At 52.4% G+C, this 20,209-nt stretch carries 20 protein-coding genes; 8 read left to right on the forward strand and 12 right to left on the reverse strand.

Features of this window, described 5'->3' with window-relative positions; all coding sequences use genetic code 11:
* The first annotated feature begins 115 nt into the window (after positions 1-115).
* The gene (locus tag B880_RS0103490) at positions 116-748 is read left to right on the forward strand and encodes an acyl-homoserine-lactone synthase (protein WP_017345983.1); all 633 of its coding nucleotides are present in this window, start codon (positions 116-118) and stop codon (positions 746-748) included.
* Here B880_RS0103490 and B880_RS0103495 read toward each other — a convergent pair.
* Complete coding sequence (locus tag B880_RS0103495) at positions 720-1,469, reverse strand: LuxR family transcriptional regulator (RefSeq protein WP_017345984.1); 750 nt, start codon at positions 1,467-1,469, stop codon at positions 720-722. The two genes, B880_RS0103490 and B880_RS0103495, sit on opposite strands and share 29 nt — an antisense overlap.
* Before the next feature lie 673 nt (positions 1,470-2,142).
* Here B880_RS0103495 and B880_RS24660 point away from each other — a divergent pair.
* Positions 2,143-2,415 carry a DUF905 family protein gene (locus tag B880_RS24660; protein ID WP_017345985.1) on the forward strand — a complete coding sequence of 91 codons (273 nt, stop codon included), beginning with the start codon at positions 2,143-2,145 and terminating at the stop codon, positions 2,413-2,415.
* A 48-nt stretch (positions 2,416-2,463) separates the two neighbouring features.
* On the opposite strand, the gene B880_RS0103505 is transcribed toward B880_RS24660, so the two are convergent.
* The 4 genes from B880_RS0103505 to B880_RS0103525 all read right to left on the reverse strand — a co-directional run bounded on the left by B880_RS0103505 (position 2,464) and on the right by B880_RS0103525 (position 7,416).
* Positions 2,464-4,095, reverse strand: a complete 1,632-nt coding sequence (locus B880_RS0103505; RefSeq protein ID WP_017345986.1) for a GMC family oxidoreductase — start codon at positions 4,093-4,095, stop codon at positions 2,464-2,466.
* A gap of 17 nt (positions 4,096-4,112) precedes the next feature.
* Positions 4,113-5,537, reverse strand: coding sequence for a cytochrome c (locus tag B880_RS24665; RefSeq protein WP_017345987.1), 1,425 nt, complete (start codon positions 5,535-5,537; stop codon positions 4,113-4,115).
* 137 nt (positions 5,538-5,674) lie between these two features.
* Positions 5,675-6,241: a sorbitol dehydrogenase family protein gene (locus tag B880_RS0103515; RefSeq protein WP_017345988.1), complete on the reverse strand. Its 567-nt coding sequence runs from the start codon at positions 6,239-6,241 to the stop codon at positions 5,675-5,677.
* A gap of 779 nt (positions 6,242-7,020) precedes the next feature.
* Entirely contained in the window at positions 7,021-7,416 is a 396-nt protein-coding gene (locus B880_RS0103525) for an acyl-CoA thioesterase (RefSeq protein ID WP_017345990.1), read from the reverse strand.
* A gap of 270 nt (positions 7,417-7,686) precedes the next feature.
* Between B880_RS0103525 and B880_RS0103530 the strand changes: the two genes are divergently transcribed.
* Positions 7,687-8,283 (forward strand): undecaprenyl-diphosphatase, encoded by a 597-nt coding sequence (locus tag B880_RS0103530; RefSeq protein WP_026042403.1) that lies wholly within the window; start codon positions 7,687-7,689, stop codon positions 8,281-8,283.
* A gap of 60 nt (positions 8,284-8,343) precedes the next feature.
* Here the strand turns inward: B880_RS0103530 and B880_RS0103535 are convergent, their stop codons facing one another.
* Positions 8,344-8,559, reverse strand: coding sequence for a YdgH/BhsA/McbA-like domain containing protein (locus B880_RS0103535; protein ID WP_017345992.1), 216 nt, complete (start codon positions 8,557-8,559; stop codon positions 8,344-8,346).
* Positions 8,560-9,232: 673 nt separating this feature from the next.
* Between B880_RS0103535 and B880_RS0103545 the strand changes: the two genes are divergently transcribed.
* Entirely contained in the window at positions 9,233-9,646 is a 414-nt protein-coding gene (locus B880_RS0103545; RefSeq protein WP_017345994.1) for a cupin domain-containing protein, read from the forward strand.
* 233 nt (positions 9,647-9,879) lie between these two features.
* Here B880_RS0103545 and B880_RS0103550 read toward each other — a convergent pair whose 3' ends face one another.
* From B880_RS0103550 to B880_RS0103560, 3 genes are all read right to left on the reverse strand, one after another.
* Complete coding sequence (locus B880_RS0103550) at positions 9,880-10,272, reverse strand: putative quinol monooxygenase (RefSeq protein WP_017345995.1); 393 nt, start codon at positions 10,270-10,272, stop codon at positions 9,880-9,882.
* A gap of 33 nt (positions 10,273-10,305) precedes the next feature.
* Positions 10,306-10,707 carry a nuclear transport factor 2 family protein gene (locus B880_RS0103555; RefSeq protein WP_017345996.1) on the reverse strand — a complete coding sequence of 134 codons (402 nt, stop codon included), beginning with the start codon at positions 10,705-10,707 and terminating at the stop codon, positions 10,306-10,308.
* Positions 10,708-10,836: 129 nt separating this feature from the next.
* Positions 10,837-11,754 (reverse strand): LysR family transcriptional regulator, encoded by a 918-nt coding sequence (locus tag B880_RS0103560; RefSeq protein ID WP_026042404.1) that lies wholly within the window; start codon positions 11,752-11,754, stop codon positions 10,837-10,839.
* 139 nt (positions 11,755-11,893) lie between these two features.
* Here B880_RS0103560 and B880_RS0103565 point away from each other — a divergent pair, with 139 nt between their 5' ends.
* The 3 genes from B880_RS0103565 to B880_RS0103575 all read left to right on the forward strand — a co-directional run bounded on the left by B880_RS0103565 (position 11,894) and on the right by B880_RS0103575 (position 13,806).
* A complete protein-coding gene (locus B880_RS0103565; RefSeq protein ID WP_017345998.1) occupies positions 11,894-12,448 on the forward strand; it encodes a VOC family protein in 555 nt (184 codons plus the stop codon).
* An 11-nt stretch (positions 12,449-12,459) separates the two neighbouring features.
* Positions 12,460-12,915: a nuclear transport factor 2 family protein gene (locus tag B880_RS0103570; protein ID WP_017345999.1), complete on the forward strand. Its 456-nt coding sequence runs from the start codon at positions 12,460-12,462 to the stop codon at positions 12,913-12,915.
* Positions 12,916-12,978: 63 nt separating this feature from the next.
* The gene (locus B880_RS0103575; RefSeq protein WP_017346000.1) at positions 12,979-13,806 is read left to right on the forward strand and encodes an alpha/beta fold hydrolase; all 828 of its coding nucleotides are present in this window, start codon (positions 12,979-12,981) and stop codon (positions 13,804-13,806) included.
* Between the two features lie 66 nt (positions 13,807-13,872).
* Here the strand turns inward: B880_RS0103575 and cysS are convergent, their stop codons facing one another.
* Positions 13,873-15,255 (reverse strand): cysteine--tRNA ligase, encoded by a 1,383-nt coding sequence (gene cysS / locus B880_RS0103580; RefSeq protein WP_017346001.1) that lies wholly within the window; start codon positions 15,253-15,255, stop codon positions 13,873-13,875.
* Between the two features lie 65 nt (positions 15,256-15,320).
* Here cysS and B880_RS0103585 point away from each other — a divergent pair, with 65 nt between their 5' ends.
* Entirely contained in the window at positions 15,321-15,740 is a 420-nt protein-coding gene (locus B880_RS0103585) for a TraR/DksA C4-type zinc finger protein (protein ID WP_017346002.1), read from the forward strand.
* A gap of 153 nt (positions 15,741-15,893) precedes the next feature.
* Here B880_RS0103585 and B880_RS0103590 read toward each other — a convergent pair whose 3' ends face one another.
* Together B880_RS0103590 and B880_RS0103595 are read right to left on the reverse strand one after the other, a co-directional pair.
* Positions 15,894-19,025, reverse strand: a complete 3,132-nt coding sequence (locus B880_RS0103590) for an efflux RND transporter permease subunit (RefSeq protein WP_017346003.1) — start codon at positions 19,023-19,025, stop codon at positions 15,894-15,896.
* Positions 19,025-20,188, reverse strand: a complete 1,164-nt coding sequence (locus B880_RS0103595) for an efflux RND transporter periplasmic adaptor subunit (protein ID WP_017346004.1) — start codon at positions 20,186-20,188, stop codon at positions 19,025-19,027. The genes B880_RS0103590 and B880_RS0103595 overlap by 1 nt, the downstream gene beginning before the upstream one ends.
* Positions 20,189-20,209 lie beyond the last annotated feature (21 nt).

Raw genomic sequence — 20,209 nt, forward strand, 5'->3', positions numbered from 1 at the left:
AGATCCTGCTCCACAGAAATTAATTAATTACCTTTAATAGTCTGAAAAAATTAATGAAAGTTTGTAATATTGGCAGGGTCATGACCGAGTGACGGATTTTTTTTAGGAACAGTAAATGCTTGAACTTATAGATGTAAGCTACGAGGAACTTAAAACCACCCGCGCAACTGAACTCTACCGTCTGCGTAAGCAGACCTTCAGTGACCGGTTGGGCTGGGATGTGGTCTGCAGCCAGGGTATGGAGTCCGATGAATTCGATGTGCCAGGGACACGTTACATTTTAGGCATCTACGAAGGGCATCTGATTTGCAGCGTAAGATTTATTGCACTGTCTCAACCCAACATGATCACCCACACGTTCCGTGAGTGCTTCGATACCGTTGAACTGCCCGCGGGTGGGACGGAGTCAAGCCGCTTCTTTGTTGATAAAGAGCGCGCGCGCAGCCTGTTAGGCAAGGACTACCCCGTCAGCCAGGCGCTGTTTCTCGCAATGGTTAACTGGGGCAGGAAGAATCATCACGCCAACATTCATACGATAGTCAGCCGGGCTATGCTGAAGATTCTGCGTCGTTCGGGCTGGCAGATTGAGGTATTGAAAGAAGCTTACCTGACGGAAAAAGAGCGAATCTATCTGCTGGATCTGCCTGCCGGTAAGAAAGACCAGGAGCAGCTCGCCGGATCGGTATTGCAACATACCGGCTCGACGGAATCCGCTGCATTTACCTGGCCGCTGATGCTGCCGGTCTGATAAGGTCAAGTTCAACGCCCAGCCGGATTGCCTGTCGGGCGTTGCTGACACCGAGCTTAGAAACCACGTTTTTTATGTGGAACTTGACGGTGCTCACGGAGATCCCAGTGATGGCTGAGGTTTCAACATAGGTTTTGCCCATGCTGGCCCAGTAGAGCACTTCATTCTCTCTCAGGGTAAAGATGGCCGAGTTATCACTGTCGGCCTCTGGGCTCCACTTATCCGTCATCGCCCCGGTGAGGCGATACATCTGCTCGTTAAAATCAATCAGCTGTATTTGCAGTGCACCTTTTTCTGCCGCCAGTTTCTGCTCCAGGACATCAAGATCGGTTCCCTTAATAATCAGCGAAAGCAGCGCAAGATTGTTCATGTGGTCATGAAGCACGAACGTGAACCCATTGACGATATCGTACTGTTTCGCCAGGGTGAAAATTTTGGTAAAGCGTAAATCAGACATCAGCGTGATGTTTTCATCCCACGTAAAAGGTGAGGTCCTTTTAAACGCCGTGAGGATGACGGGATCGGTCAACTGAAAATTGTTCTCTCGGTAGAGCCTGACCCATTCGTCAGGATAACTGGAAACAATAAGAACTTCTGAAGGATTTTTCTTATTTACGACGGTATACGCGTAATCCGGTGAACCATACGGCTGCAATTTTCGTTCGATATACGTTTGCAGCGTTTCTGAAATCATTCTATTTGCACAAAAAAAATCAAACATCGTCACTCCATAACCTGTTTTCTGCTCGTTTTGTGAGCAAACCTATACTTTAGTACAGGTGAGATAACACTTAAGAACAACTTACATATAAACCATCTCCGGGTACAATCATTTTCAGCTGTTAGAGCAGAAAAAGACCTGACCTTCCGGTCAGGTTGCTAAAACAGCTAACACCAGGGAATAACGGCCAGACGGTACACGAACTATAAAGTCACCGCTGGCCGTACTCACACATTAGCATTTTTGTTATATATCAGGCAAACGCCGGGTTAACACGAATGTATCTCGCTTCAGCAGGGCTCAGGGATGTACTGCGGTTGCGCTGACCTCTCGGTCAGGGAAGAGAATAGCGATGCTTATAAACTCTCCCCCCATATCTCCATTTTCTCTTTGGTATTCCCTGCTTACGCGAGTTACACCGGAATCCAGCAGCCTCTGTTGCCGCCATTACACCAGAAAGGGTGATGTGCACGCATATCGTCTGCATGCTTAACCTTCGGCCTTCACCAGGGAAACCGATCGATAAGCGTTGCTGCATAAGACCATGCTCGATTCACCTCGGATTCAACACAGTATCAGTTGCAATGGATGACGCCAGGAGCCGCCATTCGCCACACTCTTTCAGACAGTGAGTGCCTGTCTAGCAGGACTCTGACCGGGAGCCGCTCAAAACATGAAAACTGTACCCACCTTGCCAGAGGGTGAATTTACACGTGGACAGGCCAGAGCCATCGCAGCAGCCTATCGCAACGTCACGGTAGAGAACGATCTGGATTTTCATTGTCAGTTGGTGATCCGCGATCGTAAGGGGAGGGTCCTCTGGCGAACGTTCAATTTCGACGATAACGCCGGGTTTTGGGCCAACAAATACCTGCAACGTTACGGTGACTTAATTCGCCGAGAGGCCAGGAGCAGAAAAAAGCAGGTACTGGAGTCGTTGAATTAACGGCTAGCTAGCGGGTAAAACGCCTGCAGTATGCAGGCGTTCAGGCTATCAGGCGTGTTGGTGATCGCTAATAATGCTATCGCAGGCTCGTAGGGAGAGCGCGACCATACTCAGCGTCGAATTCACCGTACCTGCTGCGGCCATGGCTCCACCCGAGGCGATATACAGGTTCTGGTGGTCGTGAGTACGCATCCACCCATCGACCACCGAGTCTTTCGCATCATGACCCATGATCGTGCCGCCCATAATATGGTTGTTAGGATTGAACCACGGCGTCATCTCAATTTCGGTTGCGCCAAACAGGCCGGCAATCGTCATCAGATGTTGACGGGAAAATACGGCAGAGCGTCGCACATAGTCGCCTACATCATAAGTCACATGGGGGAAGGGAATACCTAACTTATCCTGTCGGGTTTTACTCAGGGTCAGTCGGTTATCCGGGTTCGCCAGCACGTCATGGTTGACATAAATATCCATGCCGCAGGCCGCACGACGACGAATTTCTGCATCCAGCTTCTTGCCTACCAGCCCCATTTGCAACGCTTTTACCCCGGCTTTATGGTTCTGCGAGGTGTTATTCATACCAATCTGAATAGCGGCATGCTCATGGCGGAAATCACCGTCACGGAAGTTGGTAATTGAACTCATCTGTACCGATCCGCCGCCGGTCCACACCGGTTCTGCCGACTGGAAACTCATCAGAATGCCGGGGTGGTCCATCATATTACGGCCCACCTGATCGGAACTGTTAGCAATGCCGTTTGGGTTACGATCGTTGGCAGCCAGCAGCAGCAATTTCGGTGTCTCAATACCATTACCCGCCAGCACAAAGGTTTTTGCCGTCACACGGTGTGAAACCTTATCGGGGTCATAATAGTGCATGGCCGTGATGTTATTTTTTTCATCGGTATCAATCCGGTATACCACCGCATTTTCGACGAATTTCGCTCCGGCTTTTTCTGCTTTGAGCACGCTGTGAATGCCGTTGAACATCGCGCCAATCGGGCAGATGGGCATACAGTTGTTGTTGCCACAGCACTGCGGACGACCATCATAGGGCCGACTGTTACGCCCCTGGGGTACTGGCGTATTGATATAGCCACTTTGCGCTACCACTTCGGTAAAGCGGCGGTCTGCCGGGCCGTAGGGCATTGGCTCCATCGGGAAGGGTTTTTTGCGTGGTGCGACATATTTCAGGGACGTATCATTGGGCCCGTTGACGCCAATTAACACTTCAGCCCGATAGTAATAATCCTCCAGCTCATCGTAGGTGACTGCCCAGTCGCGGCCGACGCCGTAGGTGCTTTTTAACTGCAGGTCAGCGGGCAGGAAACGCCAGCATGACGCTGCCCAGTGCCAGGTTGTGCCGCCAACCCCGCGCACCATACCTTGACGGAACGCTGAGGCATCCGGGCCTGACACTTCAGGATAGGCGTTATAGGGGTTTAGCTGTGGGTGCATGGCCCACGGCGCGGCAGGATAGGGGGTGGCATAGTCGGATTCGGCCTTGTTGACCGGCGGCATGCTGCGCCAGTTTTCGACCACTTCGCCACGTTCCCAACGCGGGCCCGCCTCCAGTACTAACACCGATAGCCCCGCTTCGGCCAACTCTTTGGCAACAGTGCCCCCACAAATACCGGCACCCACCACCACAACGTCTGCGCTATATTGCTCTGACATAACAACCTCTAAAAATATTAATTATCCTGACGACGTTTACGTAACGCCCGGAGACTCAACAGCAGGACAATCAGGATCACCACCACGCCAGCACCCAGGGTGGCAGGTGCGGCAATGCGGGTCAGCAGTGGCTGATCCCCCCCTGTTCGCAGACTTTTTACCTGCTCAGGCGTCACTTGCAGCGCGGAATTGCCGTACTGGTGAAAAACAAAGTTGCTCAGCGTGGCGATTTGCTGGTCCGATAATGACTGGACCTGGGAGCCAGGACCGAAAGCGGGCATTAACACCTGCTTGCCGTTAACTTCTCGCTCCACACCAAACAAAATGGTCGACACCAGGTTGTTTGGGCTGCTTCCGCCGGTCGCACTGTTATTGGTCAGTGAAGGGTAGAAGTGATCGGCACTCCCTTTACCGTCTGGCTGGTGACAACTTGAACAGGCCGTGTCATACAGCGCGGCTCCACTCAGGTTGTCGGGCAGATGACTGCCCAGCGGCTGTGTACTACGAATCTGGCTATCAACATTGGTATCGGTTCCATTTTTGTCGATAGTTTTGCCGGGCTGGGCCTGCATTGAAGCGGGCAGGGTTTTCAGGTAGGTAATAATCGCATCAATATCGTCATCATGCAGATACTGCAAGCTGTTGGTGACGGCTTCTGCCATTGGACCTGCGGCCTGTGCTTTTCCTGGCACATCACCGGTTTTCAGATACTGTTTCAACTGGTCTCGCGTCCAGTCGCCTAAATTATCTGCGGTTAAATTCGGCGCATACCAACTGCCCAGCGCTGCACCTGTCAGGGCATCTTTACCCTGCATTTGTGCCATCATCATATTGCGAGGCGTATGGCATTCGCCGCAGTGCTCGAGGTTATCCACCAGATATTTACCCCGATTCCAGGCCTCACTTTGCGAAGAATCTGGCTGGAAAGCACCGTTCTTCAAGAACAGCAGGTTCCATCCCCACATCATCTGTCGGATGTTAAACGGAAAACTCAGTGCCGTTTCAGGTGTAGCCCCCTCCTGGGGTTGCACGTCATGCATAAAGTAGAGATAGAGTGCATGCACGTCTTCATCGGAGAGTCCCGTATACGAGGCATAAGGCATGGCCGGATAGAGATGACCGCCATCGGCACGAATGCCGTGACGCACGGCTTGTTCGAACTGATGTTCGGTGTAATTGCCAATGCCAAACTGTTTCGATGGCGTAATGTTGGTGGAGTAAATGACGCCCATTGGAGAGTGGATGGGGTAACCGCCGGCAAAGGTGCGTTTGGTCGCAGGATTGGTGTGGCAGGCCGCGCAGTCAGCGGCAATCGCCAGATATTCGCCGCGTGCAATGTCACTGTTTTGTACCTGCTTTTCTCCCGGTGGGCTGACCGGGACTTCCTGAGCGGCAAACAGGGAAAAGGACGATAGCAAGCCGATGCTCAATGTGGTTGCCATCAAGTGCCTGGCTACCCTGTTGAGCGAAAAAGCAGGCGAGGGTTGTTGTCTCACATTAACTCCATTGCGTATTACGCGGAAAGTTACCGGTAACATTAAAAAGTAAAAAAAACCTGTAGGAATCGGTGTTATTACGCTCAGAACGTCAGCAGACGGTCGACAGGCGGCGGTTCACTGGTCCAGTAGTCCGGGCCGTTATGGGCATAGGTGGGGATCACCATGCCATCTCGTGGCACCTGATACATCAGCGCATTTTGATAGGCATAAACTTTGGCATGGTGGCTGTCATCGGTTACGCCAAGATACCAGCCGCGAATCACTGCCATCATCACATCGTGCAGTGGTTGTCCTTTGATCAGGGTATCCAGTGCTTCGACATCAGGCAGTTTATGCTGACCGATCAGATTTTGTAGAACCTCCATCTGGCTGGAGAACCCGGCAGATTGCTGAGTAAATGCCGTCCATAGCCGCTCGCCTAATGTGGTATCCAGGTTTTGGTGTCCGGTCAGAAAACGGGAGAGCTTAAGAAACTGATTGAGGGTTGCCGCATCCGTTGGGGCGGGTTGCGCTGCTACAGCCGTTGTTGTGTTCAGCGATCCAAGGGCAAACGTTGCAACCACACTACCAGACTGGCCAAAAAAACGCCGTCTGCTCACCCCTGTCTGCGTCAAGTCATTGGGCAGTAAATGATTATCTTTTTTCATGAGTCCCATTCTGTTGATATAAGTGAATGTAAATAGTCCATCAAATCACGCAACAGGATGGTAACTGATAACTCACGATAAGTAAGGTTTTTATTGACGAGGATCACAAATTCATACATTTTGTGTAATCTGCGCTTTAATCAGGCGGCAATACAGACAACTGGCTGATTTATTGCATGATAGTGATTTTGCGGTGTTCCGGGTGCCGTAAATCTCAGTACTGTGGGCTGCCAGATAGACTGCCGAAATCCTGTTCTTCGCGGTAAACACCCCTCTTGAGATGGCTATTATCGTTCGTGATAAAGTGCAGATTAATTTAACTTACCTGGTCGCTCATTGTGGTGCTCACAAGAGAATTATTGATGCGTCCATACACCAACGGTTTGCACGCGACAGCACCCGTAGAGGAGAGATTTATCGTGCTTTTTCTACTAATAGCCTACGCAGTCTGTCTCGCAGCCAGCGCTGAGCAGGATCATCGTGCTGCGTGTTGTGCCAATGTAACTTCCTTCGGTGGCAGTACCTTTTGCGAAAAAGATGGGATGCCGATTGGCCTGGCGTTGCGAGTGCGTGAGGACTTATTGTTACGGGCCGCCGAGGATATCCAAAAACGCCTCCAACAGGGATGATGTTCCTGTCAGTTGGCTGGGTGTATCAGGGGTGATGTCCAATAAAATATGTTGCAAGCACTTTGCTGCACACCGGGCGGGAATTTGATTAAACTGGCTGCTATTTTGTGAAGTTCAAGACAACCAGTTTGGTTAATCAGTAGCGGATTATTAAGCGGTTAACGCCTCCAGTGCCTTGCGAACCGCATCGGGAACAACCGGTCTGCCGTTCGCCAGGCATGTGGCAACAAATACCGCTTCGGCATAGACGGTGTCATTTACCAGAATTTGTTGAATAAAGTTAACCCGATTACGCTTTTCGTTCGCCGCGAGAGTACAAGTTACGGTCACTTCATCGCCTTTCACAAGGCTTTTTCTGAAGCGCAAATTGTACTCGAGGATCATGTGCATACGACCTTCCGCAAACTCTTGCTCCAAATCCAGACCTAAAGCTTCCTTCATATAGGCGTGACGTGCCCACTCCAGATAAAACGGATAGTAAAGTCCGTCGACGACGCCCTGAAAATCAATGTGTTGTTCATCTACGCTATAGTTTTTTGTAAACATTACAAACCCTTAAAGTCATTTTGACGTGAAAAAATGCGGTGTGGTTCGGCAAGCTGCTTGAACGGTACTACAGTTTTTCCGGCGTTGAAAAGCGCCTGTGTCTTGTCAGAGGATAAAAGTGCGAAAAGGCTCAGCATTGAGGGCGGTGAGATGCTCTTTTGTATTGTATCTTGCCAAATTCAGGCTTAAGCCCCTGTTAAGGTTTTATTAATCTTCGCCGGTCAGAATGCGGTTTTATTGTTTAACCTGACCGGAGATCGTCATCCTATGATGAATTCCCTGGAATCCCTCAATCAGCAAGGCTTTCTGCTGTTAAATGCCGTGCCCGGAACGTCCGCGGGCTGGGTAGCCTTCGCCACGTTTTGCGCGCAATATACCTTGCCCGTTATCCCATTGATCCTCTTGGGACACTGGTTTCTTGGCGGAAAAACGGGCCACCGTCTGGTCTTGTCGACGCTGGTGACAATTTTAGTGGCAATGGGGCTGGGCTTTATCTGCTCGATGTTATGGCCGCATCCGCGTCCGTTTATGATTTCGCTGGGTCATACGTGGATTTATCATGCTGCGGACAACTCATTCCCCAGCGATCACGGGACGTTGTTCTTCAGTGCAGGGCTGTCACTGCTGCTGTCAGGCGCAAAAAGAAGTGGCATCTTCATACTGATACTCGCAGGTTTTGTCGCTTGGTCACGCGCCTTCCTTGGCGTACATTTCCCCCTGGACATGGTGGGTGCTGCGCTAATGGCCTTGCTGGCTTGTGTGGTCGTCCGGCCGCTCTGGGATCGCTGGGGAGATGCACTGACTGCGCTTTGTGAAAGCCTCAGCATCCGTCTTTTCTCCTGGCTGCCAGCCAGATTAACCCCCTAAAAGCGAAAAAGGCCGCCCCTGGGGGCGACCTCTTCCGGCACTTCCTTTTGCGACCATTCCTTATTTGTACAGTTCAGCGGTCATGTGCACGAAGTTGTTGTTGCTGGCTTCGGTAATTTTGTAGTGTTCACCGTTCTGTTTTGCCTGAGCGGCGATTTGGGCTTCCGCACCGTCCAGGGTAGAGGAGGTAACAGATACGCTCTGAGCAAAGGTTGCAGCAGACATCAGTGAAAGAGCGGCTACAGCGGCGATAGACATTGCTTTGATAGTTTTCATGGTCTGAATCCTTAGTGGGTATGGTTGAAAGCCTGTTTGCTTTCGATGAGATAATGATACCTATGGTTACTATTAGCAAATTAACAATAAATGCGGATATTGTTATCGTGGTAACTATCACGGCGATAGGCGAAAGTTTTCTCAAAAGTATTTGCCATGGGAAAAGGCATCAATGCATGCGGCACATGCTGCCCTTAGGGAAAAGGGAAGGGTGGAAATAGACGCGACTAAGTTTATAATCCTGCTGCCGGTCTTCATCTTAGTTACAACACGCGTTACACGTTCTACTAACTTTAGCCGGTTCCAGCAGTGATCTTGCCCCTCTCAGCCGAGACCCGCGCTGAATCATGACGGATCAAGCCCAATTCCACCCTAAAAGGCGGCCCGCGTGCCCCCGAAGGGGGCATTGGTATTGAGTAAATTTTATGCATGGTGTAACTATTTTGACCAGTTTTTGCGTTGAGGTTGTGCAAAGTGCGCGTTAGTTTCCCTGTCAGTTAACGCGGATGGCCACACCAACGGCGCTGATCAGGTCTGGGGAAGGGAGGGCAGTTATCCCTGAGTTGCCTGGCAACATTATCGAAAGCCACACAGCTTAAAACAAGAAATCGTCTCATTCGCATTTGATTACTATCTCTGCTCTGATAATTCCGTAGTCAATTAAGGACTTAGAATGAAATATATGATTGCAGTACTCGCTTTGGCATGTTCTGGCTTGGCAGTCGCGGCACAACCGACGGCAGCTAAAAGTGAAATTCTGATGCAAAGCGATAAAGCGTGGGATGGCGCTGACTATAAAGAATATGCAACAGGAAAGCCGGAACTGACGGTATTGAAAGTCGCGCTTCCGCCGCACTCGGCTTTACCGTGGCACACGAACCCTATGCCAAACGCCAGCTATATTATTTCGGGCGAGATCACAGTCGAATCAAAAGCGACGGGTAAAACAGAAAAATTGGTTGCCGGGCAGGCCGTGCCTGAAATGGTCGATGCCGCTTATCGTGCTACCACGGGCGATAAACCCGTTGAATTAGTTGTCTTCTATGCCGGTGTTAAAGGTCAGCCATTGTCCCAACCGGTTAAGTAATTGACGGTGACCAGAACATATCATTCCTCTGACAGAGTGCTCTGGTCATAAACGGGGCTATCTGCTCTGAAAAGAGATAGCCCTGGCTTTGAATGTCGCAGGGCCGATGTCGTGAGGATTTGGCATCAGCGCGACAGAAAATATCGCGCAGCAGAGTCTGAAGTCATCAAACGGAAGATGAATACCTCAGGAACCTACCCAAACAAGACATTGAGACGTTTGTGCGTCACCGGCTAGCCAGATACTTTGCCACGCGGGTCGTCAATGTGCTGCTTAGCCACATCATAACGAATGCCTTCGCGATGCAGGATCCGCACCTGTTGGACCACGGTCGCCAGCGCGGTTAAGAAGGTTTCTGAGTGCTCATGCCGCTCATAGGCGTCAATATCTGCCCAGCCTTCGGACAGATGGAAAGCATCAGGGTTAACCAGATCTTGCGAAAAGGCGTAAAACACACAGCCTGGCAGCTGTTGGGCGGCCTGCATTTCCGGTTTCACGGCATTAATAAAGGTTTCGCGATCATCAGGATGCACTCGATAGTAAGCACTCACTATAATCTCAGTGGGCTGCGTTTTATCGTGATCGCCTGCGGTTGAAATGCGTGCATCAAAGGTATTCAGACTCATGTTTTGCTCTCCAGAAAGGGAATAAAGGGAAGATCAGGCGTGCTCGCCGTTAAAAGCGCGCCATGCGGCCAGCGTATCCAGTGATTCACGCAGCAGTTTTATTTTTCCGTCCTCAGCGACCAGACGGCCAGCATAGGTCTGTTTATAGACCCGGTCTGTCCCGATGAGAGGGGCTTCTACGCTGTACTCTCCGAATGCCTGGGTCGGGGTATCGATAAAAAACTGAATATTGCGGAAGCGAAAATCAGGCACTTTCACCAGCAATCCGGCGATAAATGCTTCGATTTCAGCAGGTCCCTGCACGCGGTGAGGCAGACCCAGTGTTGCCAGGTAAGGCAGTTCCAGCACGCCATCGGCGGCGAAGAAGGCTGCGGCGGCTTTAGGTTCCTGGATATTGTCGAGGTAGCTTTGCAGTAGCTGTATGGCGGTTTTCATCAGAGTGCTCCTGTCATTGTCGGTGTCGGGCCGGTATCGGCGACATGGGACAACAATAGGGAAAATCAGGAGTACACAAAATAGCAAAGAATGAAACTCATCATTTCATTATTGTAATAAAGGGTCTGATCACTGCGGCCAGCGCCATTCCGGATTGCCGAGATGTCTGGCAAAAAAGTCCGACAGCACTTTCACTTTCAACGGGCGACTCCGCGAGGTTGGCGTGACAAAGTACAGGCCACCCTGCGTCATGGACCACTCATTCAGCAGGTGGACCAGCCGACCATCTTGCAGATACTCCGCAACCATAAACTCAGGCAGCTCTGCAATACCAAGTCCTGCCAGCAGCGGCGGGATCAGCGCGTCTGAGTTTGTCACCCGAAGCGGGCCACTGGGCACAATATCTTCCTGTGCACCAGACTGGTGAGTAAATCGCCATACCTGACTGCGTGCGCGATAGGCATAACTGAAACACTGCCGCGCCGAAAGCTCACGCGGATGCTCAGGCATTCCGTGTTCAGCAAGGTAAGCGGGAGAGGCAACCAGATACTGTGTGACGGAACATAACTTACGCGCCACCAGAGAGGAGTCCGGCAGTGCCGCAATACGTAATGCGGCATCAAAGCCTTCTGCAATCAGATCAACCGACGCATCTGACAGGTGTAAGTCGACGCTGAGTTCGGGGAACTGGCGAATAATCTCTGGCATCAGCGGAGCAACCCAGCGTAAGCCAAACGACATCGGCACCGCTAAGCGGACCTGGCCGCGCGGCTGTACCGACAGTTCATGGGCTTCACTCTCTACTTCCTCCGCCTGGCGATACATTTCTGAGGCCTTGGCCGCCATGCTTTGGCCGAACTCCGTCAACGCAATCTGGCGTGAGGTGCGGTTAAACAGTCTTCCGCCCAGACGTTCCTCCAGACGGGCCACTGCGCGGGACACGGTAGGCACGGAAACGCCCATGACACGAGCTGCTGCCGCAAAAGATCCTTCCTCTGCCACTTTCGCAAACATCGCGAGTCCTTCGAAATCGGGGAATTTTGTCATTTCAAATCTGCAATGATGAGTTTCAAATCATTCTATTTTGAAAATCCCTTTCCGTCGATATGCTTCTTCCATCGCAACAACGCTGGCTGTCGCAGATAACACACAGCCATTTGCTCATGGACATAACAGGACTAACGCTATGAAAACCCAACACATCGCTTCTGCACTTTTCGCTTCTTCACTGTTAGTGGGCGCAATCAGCCTTTCCGCACCGGCCTTCAGTGCGACTCAGACACCGCTGGTCACCGTTGCTGGGCTGGATCACGTGGGGATCAACGTACCGGATTTGGACAAGGCCATCAGCTTCTTCCAGACGACCTTTGGTGCACAACTGGCGTCAGACATCACCCCCGGCGCTATCCCGGATGCGTGGAAAACCGCCTTTAACTGGCGCACCTCAAGTGAACTCAAGCGTTTTGTCATGATGCGCCTGCCGAATGGCACTGGAGTAGAGCTGTTCCAGTACAGTGGCGCGCAAATCAGCCATGAACGCCCGCATCAGGATGATGATGCAGAAACCCATCTCGCGCTGAAAACCGATGACGTCGCCGCCAGCTATCGGGCCATCAAACAAGCCGGTCTGAAAACCCTGAATGAGCCGGTGACTAACGCCGATGGCACCCAGTGGTTTTACTTCCTGACGCCATGGGGTGCGCAGATTGAGCTGGTCGGCAAAGTGAAAACAGCGCAGTGAAAAGAGGCGATATGAACAAGCACATCACCCGAGGTTTACTCCTGGCAGCGCTGCTGGCAGGCACCCATAACGTATTTGCGGAGAACATCACCATGAACGTGACAACCACTCAGGCAGCACCTGTGGGCCTGCAACAGCTTATCGATCGCCACTTTGCTATCTGGAACAACACCGATGCCGCAGAACGGGCGAAGGCGTTCGCCGGAGTTTACACATCAGACTTTTTCGTCGCTGATCCCGGCGGCCTGAATGAAGGTGCAGAACGGGTTAATGCCGCCATCAGTCACGTGCAGTCACAGCATCCCGGCTTCCGTTTTACCCCCGCCCCGGTGGAGTGGAACCACGGCATAGCCCGTGTGACCTGGGGTTACGGCCCGAAGGAGAACCCGGTTCAGGTGCGGGGTGAGGATATTTTTACCGTCAGCCACGGCAAGCTTTCGAGCGCCCGGGTGTTCCTCAGCCAGTAACGTCGTCAGCATTTAAGTCAGATAAGTATTCCCCCTAAAAACAGAATTACTGGAGATATCATCATGAGCTTTATTACCACATCAGACAGCACCCGCATCTTCTATAAAGACTGGGGCGACAAAAATGCCCAGCCGGTGATTTTTTCCCACGGTTGGCCGTTGAGTTCAGACGCATGGGACGGGCAGATGCTGTTTCTGCTGCAACAGGGCTACCGTGTTATTGCCCATGACCGACGTGGACACGGCCGCTCTGATCAACCGGCGTATGGTAACGATATGAATACCTACGCGGATGATTTGGCAACACTGCTGAATGCGCTGGAGATCAAAAACGCGGTGCTGGTCGGCCACTCCACCGGGGGCGGCGAAGTGGCTCGTTATATCGGACGTCATGGAACCGACCGTGTGGCAAAAGCCGTACTGGTGGGGGCCGTACCGCCAGTGATGGTGTCTACCGAGCAGTGGCCAGGCGGCACCGATATCGCGGTCTTTGACGGCATTCGTCAGGGAGTACTGGAGAACCGTTCAGACTTCTATCTCAATCTGGCGATCCCGTTCTTTGGCATGAACCGCGAAGGTGTCGCAATCAACGAAGGGCTGCGTCAGAGTTTCTGGCAGCAAGGTATGGCCGGATCGATTGTCGGGCAGTACGCCTGTATCAAAGAGTTCTCGGAAGTGGATTACACCGAAGACCTGAAAAAAATCACCGTGCCCGCGTTGGTGATCCATGGCGATGACGATCAGATTGTGCCCATCGGTCATTCCGGTCTTTTGTCTGCCAGCCTGATCCCGGAGGCCAAACTGAAAGTTTATCCTGGTGCTTCCCACGGCCTGGCTGCGACACATCAAAGCCAGCTGAATAATGACCTGCTGACATTTATTCAGCAGTAACAGTAAACAGAACCTGACGGCATGTTGCGTCAGGCTCTTGCTCATGGCCGCTCTCTACGAGAGCGGTTACTTGACCTTCCAGGATGTCCTGCCGTTTTGATCTTCCAGTTCTATGCCTTGCGCTTCAAGCCAGGCCCGGATCTCATCTGCACGCTGCCACTCATGATTATGACGAGCGTCCTCTCGTGCCTGCACCTGAGCGGTGATGTACTGCATTTTTGCCTCATCCCACCGGGGGTTTGATTGCAGGTAGCGTTCAGGCTCCTGATAAAGAAGTCCGAGCACCTGGCCCAAATGTTTAAGCGTGGTGGCAAGGGCGGCCGCTTCGTCGGGCTCCTCTTTTAATTTCTGATTAGCCACTCTGGCAAGGTCAAACATCACCGCTAACGCCCGTGGCGTATTAAAATCATCATCCATCGCCAGCCTGAACCGCTCTTCCCATGCGGCGCGATCGCGGGACTCAACATCACTGGCAAAACAGCAGACAGAATAGAGGCGAGCCAGGGCAGCGCGGGCAGAATCCACATTATCCGGCGTAAAGTTGAGCGGTTTACGGTAGTGGCCGGAGAGATAAAACAGCCGCAGGACTTCGCCGTTGTAGCGCTGGAGCATGTCGCGCAGGGTAAGAAAGTTATTCAGCGATTTCGACATCTTCTCCTGGTCGACAGTCACCATGCCGGTATGCAGCCAGTAATTTACATAGGGGCCGTCATGGGCACTGGTTGACTGGGCTATCTCATTTTCATGATGCGGAAAGATAAGATCGGCACCGCCACCGTGAATATCAAAATGCGTACCAAGGTGATGGCTGTTCATCGCAGAGCATTCAATGTGCCAGCCAGGACGCCCCGCGCCCCAGGGCGAATTCCATGAGGGTTCACCCGGTTTCGCTGCTTTCCACAACACAAAATCAAGTGGGCTCTGTTTCTTCGGGTTAACGGTGACGCGCGCTCCGGCCTGAAGCTGTTCAATATTCTGCCCGGACAACCTGCCGTAATCTTTCGCTGAGGCGGTAGAAAACATCACATCCTGTTCTGGGGTCAGATAGGCATGACCACGGGCGATTAACCGTTCGATCAGGCTGATGATCTCGGGAATATGCTCAGTGGGCTTTGGCTCAACATCGGGAGGCAAGATATTGAGCGCAGCGAAATCCTGATGCATTTCAGCCGTCATACGGGCGACCAGTTGTTGCCAGTCTTCACCCGCTTCAATAGCGCGTTGAATAATTTTGTCGTCAATGTCAGTGATATTACGCACAAATTTGACGTTATAACCTGAATGTCGCAGGTAGCGCACGATGGTATCGAAAGCGACAAATGTGCGCCCATGACCCAGGTGACACAGGTCATACACAGTGACGCCACAAACATAGATCCCAATCTGGTCCGCGTTGATGGGAATAAATGCCTGTTTTTCCCCACCCAACGTGTTGGTTAGCTTAATCAATGAAATCGCCCTATATAATGTGTTATGTTATAACACAACAAATAAAATTTACCGGGGCCATTTCTATGACCAAACCCACCGTCGCTGAGCAGAAAAAAATCCTGTCGATGCCCGCTGAAGACTACATGAATGATGCACAATCCGACTTCTTTAACCGGCTGCTACAGCACGAACGCAGTGAACTGATTGGGCATCTTGCCTATCTGCGTAGCCAGCTTGAGCGCAGCGAACAACACGGCGATGAAGCAGACAAAGCCATTCGGGAAGAAGAGCTGCGTTTACTGTTTCGGCAGATCGACCGCGAAACTCGACTGGTCCCAAAATTCGATGCGGCATTAAAGCGGATAAAGCAGGGCGAGTATGGCTTTTGTCGTGAAACAGGCGATCCGATTGGCCTCGCGCGTTTATTACTGCGGCCCACCGCTGAACTCTCGATTGATGCAAAAATTAAACAGGAACGCGTTGAAGCGCAATACCGTAAATAGAAAGCTTGAGCCCACCTGCGTCACCGGTGATTGCTCTGGTGGGGCCGACCAGCATGCAAGATGAATAAAAATAGCCCCCCGGCACGGTATTGACGGAGGGCTAGAGTCATTCAGGGAGAATATCAGCCCGGAGAGTGCGGATTAATGTGCCGCTTACTCGTCTTCATCTTCATCATGCTTTTTACTGCCAAAGCGATTTCGCACCACCACGAAGAACACTGGCACAAAATAGATGGCTAAAAGTGTCGCCGCCACCATACCGCCAATCACACCGGTGCCAACGGCGTTTTGTGCGCCAGACCCCGCACCTGAACTGATGGCTAATGGCAAGACGCCAAGAATAAACGCCAGCGAGGTCATCAAAATGGGGCGTAAACGCATCCGGGCCGCGTCCAGCGTGGCTTCAATGACACTCTTACCCTCTTTCTCAATCTGATCTTTGGCGAATTCGACAATCAGGATGGCATTCTTCGCCGAGAGGCCAATGGTCGTCAGCAGGCCAACCACGAAATACACATCGTTGTTTAGCCCCCGCATCATGGTGGCAACCAGTGCACCAAATACGCCTAAAGGCACCACCATCATTACGGAGAACGGGATCGACCAGCTTTCATACAGCGCCGCCAGGCACAAGAATACGACAATTAGAGAAAGTGCATAAAGTGCAGGGGCCTGCTCGCCTGACATCCGTTCCTGATAGGACATGCCGGTCCAGTCGTAGCCAATCCCGGTGGGCAGTTGCTTCGCCAACTGCTCCATCAGTGCCATGGCTTCTCCCGAGCTTTTACCCGGTGCCGGTTGCCCCAGAATTTCAACGGCGGAAAGCCCGTTAAAGCGCTCCAGACGCGGTGAACCATAGACCCATTCAGCGGTGGAGAAACTGGCAAAGGGCACCATCTTGCCGTTGCTGGCGCGCACGTACCACTTGTTCAGGTCTTCCGGCATCATGCGGTAGGCCGCATCACTCATGATGTAAACTTTTTTCACCCTGCCATGGTCAACAAAGTCATTGACGTAGCTGCCGCCCCAGGCGCTACTCAACGTCGTATTGATGTCAGAAAGGGTCAGGCCGAGTGCCGCCGCTTTTTCCTGGTCGATGTTAAGCTTGTACTGTGGGCTGTCATCCATGCCGTTGGGGCGAACCGCTACCAACACATCAGGATGTTGCTGCGCCAGTGCCAGCAGCTTGTTGCGCGCTTCAGTCAGTTTTTCGTGGCCCAGGCCTGCCTGATCGATGAGTTCAAAATCGAATCCGGTGGCATTGCCTAAGGCGATAATCGGCGGCAGGTTAAATGCAACCACGCTGCCGTCCATGATCTTGCTAAAACGGGCCATTGCGCGGGAGACAATGCTGTCTACCGTGTTCTCTTCGCCACTGCGTTGTGACCAATCTTTCAAGCCTATGAAGGCAATCCCCACGTTCTGACCCCGGCCGGCGAAACCAAAGCCATTCACGGTCAGAACATTCTCAACGTTGTTCTTTTCATTGTGAAGATAGTAGTCATTGACCTGATCCAGCACCGCTTGCGTTCTTTCCTGGGTTGCCCCTGCGGGCAGAATCGCTTGCGTAGCCAGCACGCCCTGATCTTCTGATGGCAAGAAGGAGGTCGGTAAACGCATGAACAGCACCGCCATCCCCACCACAATCACGCCATAAATCACCAGGTAGCGGCCACTCCGATGCACCATGCGCGCCACAGCGTTGGTGTAGTGGTGTGCACTTTGATCAAACTTGCGGTTGAACCAGCCAAAGAATCCCCGGTGTTGACCATGAGTACCGGGTTTAATCGGTTTCAGGATCGTGACACAGAGCGCAGGCGTCAGAATCAGTGCAACCAGCACCGACAGCACCATGGCTGAAACAATGGTGATGGAGAACTGGCGATAGATCACGCCGGTACTGCCGCCGAAGAAGGCCATGGGCACAAACACGGCGGTAAGCACTAACGCAATCCCGACCAGCGCACCCTGAATCTGTCCCATGGATTTTCGCGTAGCCGCTTTCGGCTTGAGGCCATCCTCTGCCATCACCCGTTCCACGTTCTCAACAACCACAATCGCATCGTCGACTAACAGACCGATGGCCAGCACCATACCAAACATGGTGAGGGTATTAATCGAGTAGCCAAAAGCACTGAGAATGCCAAACGTGCCGAGTAAAACCACCGGTACCGCAATGGTGGGGATCAGGGTGGCACGCAGATTTTGCAAGAACAGATACATCACCAGGAAGACCAGGACAATGGCTTCGAACAGCGTTTTCACCACTTCATGAATGGAAATGGTAATAAACGGTGTGGTGTCGTAGGGATAAACCACTTTAAGCCCTTGCGGGAAAAACGGTTTCAGTTCGTCGATTTTGGCGCGAATGGCATTGGCAGTGGCAATCGCGTTCGCGCCACTGGCCAGTTGTATCCCCAAAGCAGATGCCGGTTTGCCATTGATTTTAACCACAAAGTTGTAGCTCTCACCCCCACGTTCTATCCGTGCTACGTCGCGCAAACGCACCTGCGAGCCATCGGCGTTTACTTTCATCAAAATGTTGCCGAACTCTTCCGGTGATGTCAGGCGCGTTTGAGCGATGATCGAAGCATTCAGCTGCTGTCCTTTGACCGGCGGCGCGCCACCCAACTGTCCGGCGGCAACCTGGGCATTTTGAGTCTCAAGCATGTTGATGACATCGACCGGCGTTAGCTGATAGGTATCCAGCTTGCTGGGGTTGAGCCAAATACGCATGGCATACTGCGAACCGAACAGGGTAGTGTCACCGACGCCGCTAATACGGCTTAAGGGGTCTTTCAGATTGGAGGCGACGTAGTCTGCAATATCTTCCATGCTCATGCGGCCGGACTCATCCACAAAACCGGGCACGAGGAAGAAGACGCTGGACGATTTTCGCACCGTGATCCCCTGCTGCTGCACTTCCTGCGGCAGCAACGGCGTGGCGAGCTGGAGCTTATTCTGCACCTGAACCTGAGCAATATCCGGGTTGGTGCCATTCTCAAATGAGAGTGTCAGCTGCAACGTGCCTGAGGAGTCACTGGTGGAGGACATATACATCAGTCCATCAAGACCACTCATGTTTTGTTCTATCACCTGCGTGACGCTGTTTTGTAGCGTAGTAGCATCCGCACCCGGATAGGTCGCACGGACCTGCACGGCAACCGGCGCGACGTCGGGATATTGCTCAACAGGCAGTTTCAGAATAGAGATGCCACCTGCGATCATCACAATGATCGCTAGCACCCAGGCGAAGATAGGGCGATCGATAAAAAATCTGGACATCAGTCAGAGGTTCCTGTTGTCGGGGCAGAAGAGGTGATGGGCTTCACGGTCATGCCGGGTTGGGCTCTCTGTACGCCGGAGGTGATGACCCGTTCTCCCGCATGCAGACCGCCGGCCACCAGCCACTTATCGCCAATGGCCTGGGCAACCTGAATCAGGCGTATCTCGACCTTATTGTCGCTGCCTACCACCATCACAGTCGCATCACCACGCGGAGTGCGCGTCACGGCTTGCTGTGGGATCAGCAGGGCGCTGGGATTGCTGCCTTCATCAAGGCGCGCGCGGACAAACATCCCAGGGAGCAGCATGTGGTCCGGGTTAGGGACAATGGCCCGTAACGTGATTGAACCGGTGGTTTGGTCGACAGTGACATCCGAGAAAGCCAGCGTCCCGGCGTGCGGATAGACTGAACCGTCGCTCATCACGACACTGACCACGACTTTGCCCTGCCGCTGTTTGAGACGACCAGAGGCGAGTTCTTGTTTTAAGCTCAGAAAGTCCTGACTGGACTGGGTGAGATCAACATACATCGGGTCGAGTTGCTGCACGGTGGCAAGCGCATCACTCTGGGCACTGGTCACCAGCGCCCCTTCCGTTACTGAGGAACTGCCAATACGGCCGCTGATGGGTGACGTGATGGTGCTCCAGGCCAGATTAATACGTGCATTCTCCATGGCCGCTTTAGCCACATCAACCGCAGCGCGTGTCTGAGCAACGGTTGACTCAGCTTGATCATAGTCTTGCTGACTGATGTAATGCGAACCCGAGAGCTGGCGATAGCGGTGATAAGTCGACTGCGCCAGACGCGCATTCGCTTCGGCCTGGGCAACTGCGGCTTTTGCACTGTTAAAACTGGCTGTGAAGGGTGCGCTGTCGATTTGATATAAGGTCTGACCAGCGACAACATCACTCCCTTCCACAAAGGCCCGTTTTTGGATGATGCCGGAGACCTGTGGGCGAACCTCCGCTACGCGAAAGGCGAGCGTGCGTCCGGGTAACTCAGTACTCATCGATTGTGCTTGTGTGGCGAGGGTGAGGACCTGCACTTCAGGAGCTTGTTGCACCTGATCGGTATCACTTGATGCGTTATCACATCCTGTGGTGTTTAAAATGACAAACGCGCATAGCAAAGCCAAAGGCTTTATTGCCGCATTAATGGGCATATTTATTGTCTCCCGGAGACC

It is taken from the genome of Pantoea sp. A4, from assembly GCF_000295955.2.
Taxonomy (GTDB): Bacteria; Pseudomonadota; Gammaproteobacteria; order Enterobacterales; family Enterobacteriaceae; genus Pantoea; species Pantoea multigeneris.

What these genes read in the sequence shown, in the direction of transcription:
- B880_RS0103535 (WP_017345992.1), bottom strand. Translation starts at nt 8,559, where the DNA reads ATGAAAACTATCAAAGCAATGTCTATCGCCGCTGTAGCCGCTCTTTCA.
- B880_RS0103495 (WP_017345984.1), bottom strand. Translation starts at nt 1,469, where the DNA reads ATGTTTGATTTTTTTTGTGCAAATAGAATGATTTCAGAAACGCTGCAA.
- B880_RS0103595 (WP_017346004.1), bottom strand. Translation starts at nt 20,188, where the DNA reads ATGCCCATTAATGCGGCAATAAAGCCTTTGGCTTTGCTATGCGCGTTT.
- B880_RS0103515 (WP_017345988.1), bottom strand. Translation starts at nt 6,241, where the DNA reads ATGAAAAAAGATAATCATTTACTGCCCAATGACTTGACGCAGACAGGG.
- B880_RS0103550 (WP_017345995.1), bottom strand. Translation starts at nt 10,272, where the DNA reads ATGAGTCTGAATACCTTTGATGCACGCATTTCAACCGCAGGCGATCAC.
- B880_RS0103575 (WP_017346000.1), top strand. Translation starts at nt 12,979, where the DNA reads ATGAGCTTTATTACCACATCAGACAGCACCCGCATCTTCTATAAAGAC.
- B880_RS0103590 (WP_017346003.1), bottom strand. Translation starts at nt 19,025, where the DNA reads ATGTCCAGATTTTTTATCGATCGCCCTATCTTCGCCTGGGTGCTAGCG.
- B880_RS24660 (WP_017345985.1), top strand. Translation starts at nt 2,143, where the DNA reads ATGAAAACTGTACCCACCTTGCCAGAGGGTGAATTTACACGTGGACAG.
- B880_RS0103525 (WP_017345990.1), bottom strand. Translation starts at nt 7,416, where the DNA reads ATGTTTACAAAAAACTATAGCGTAGATGAACAACACATTGATTTTCAG.
- B880_RS0103570 (WP_017345999.1), top strand. Translation starts at nt 12,460, where the DNA reads ATGAACAAGCACATCACCCGAGGTTTACTCCTGGCAGCGCTGCTGGCA.
- B880_RS0103505 (WP_017345986.1), bottom strand. Translation starts at nt 4,095, where the DNA reads ATGTCAGAGCAATATAGCGCAGACGTTGTGGTGGTGGGTGCCGGTATT.
- B880_RS0103530 (WP_026042403.1), top strand. Translation starts at nt 7,687, where the DNA reads ATGAATTCCCTGGAATCCCTCAATCAGCAAGGCTTTCTGCTGTTAAAT.
- B880_RS0103555 (WP_017345996.1), bottom strand. Translation starts at nt 10,707, where the DNA reads ATGAAAACCGCCATACAGCTACTGCAAAGCTACCTCGACAATATCCAG.
- B880_RS0103545 (WP_017345994.1), top strand. Translation starts at nt 9,233, where the DNA reads ATGAAATATATGATTGCAGTACTCGCTTTGGCATGTTCTGGCTTGGCA.
- B880_RS0103490 (WP_017345983.1), top strand. Translation starts at nt 116, where the DNA reads ATGCTTGAACTTATAGATGTAAGCTACGAGGAACTTAAAACCACCCGC.
- B880_RS0103560 (WP_026042404.1), bottom strand. Translation starts at nt 11,754, where the DNA reads ATGACAAAATTCCCCGATTTCGAAGGACTCGCGATGTTTGCGAAAGTG.
- B880_RS0103565 (WP_017345998.1), top strand. Translation starts at nt 11,894, where the DNA reads ATGAAAACCCAACACATCGCTTCTGCACTTTTCGCTTCTTCACTGTTA.
- B880_RS0103585 (WP_017346002.1), top strand. Translation starts at nt 15,321, where the DNA reads ATGACCAAACCCACCGTCGCTGAGCAGAAAAAAATCCTGTCGATGCCC.
- B880_RS24665 (WP_017345987.1), bottom strand. Translation starts at nt 5,537, where the DNA reads ATGGCAACCACATTGAGCATCGGCTTGCTATCGTCCTTTTCCCTGTTT.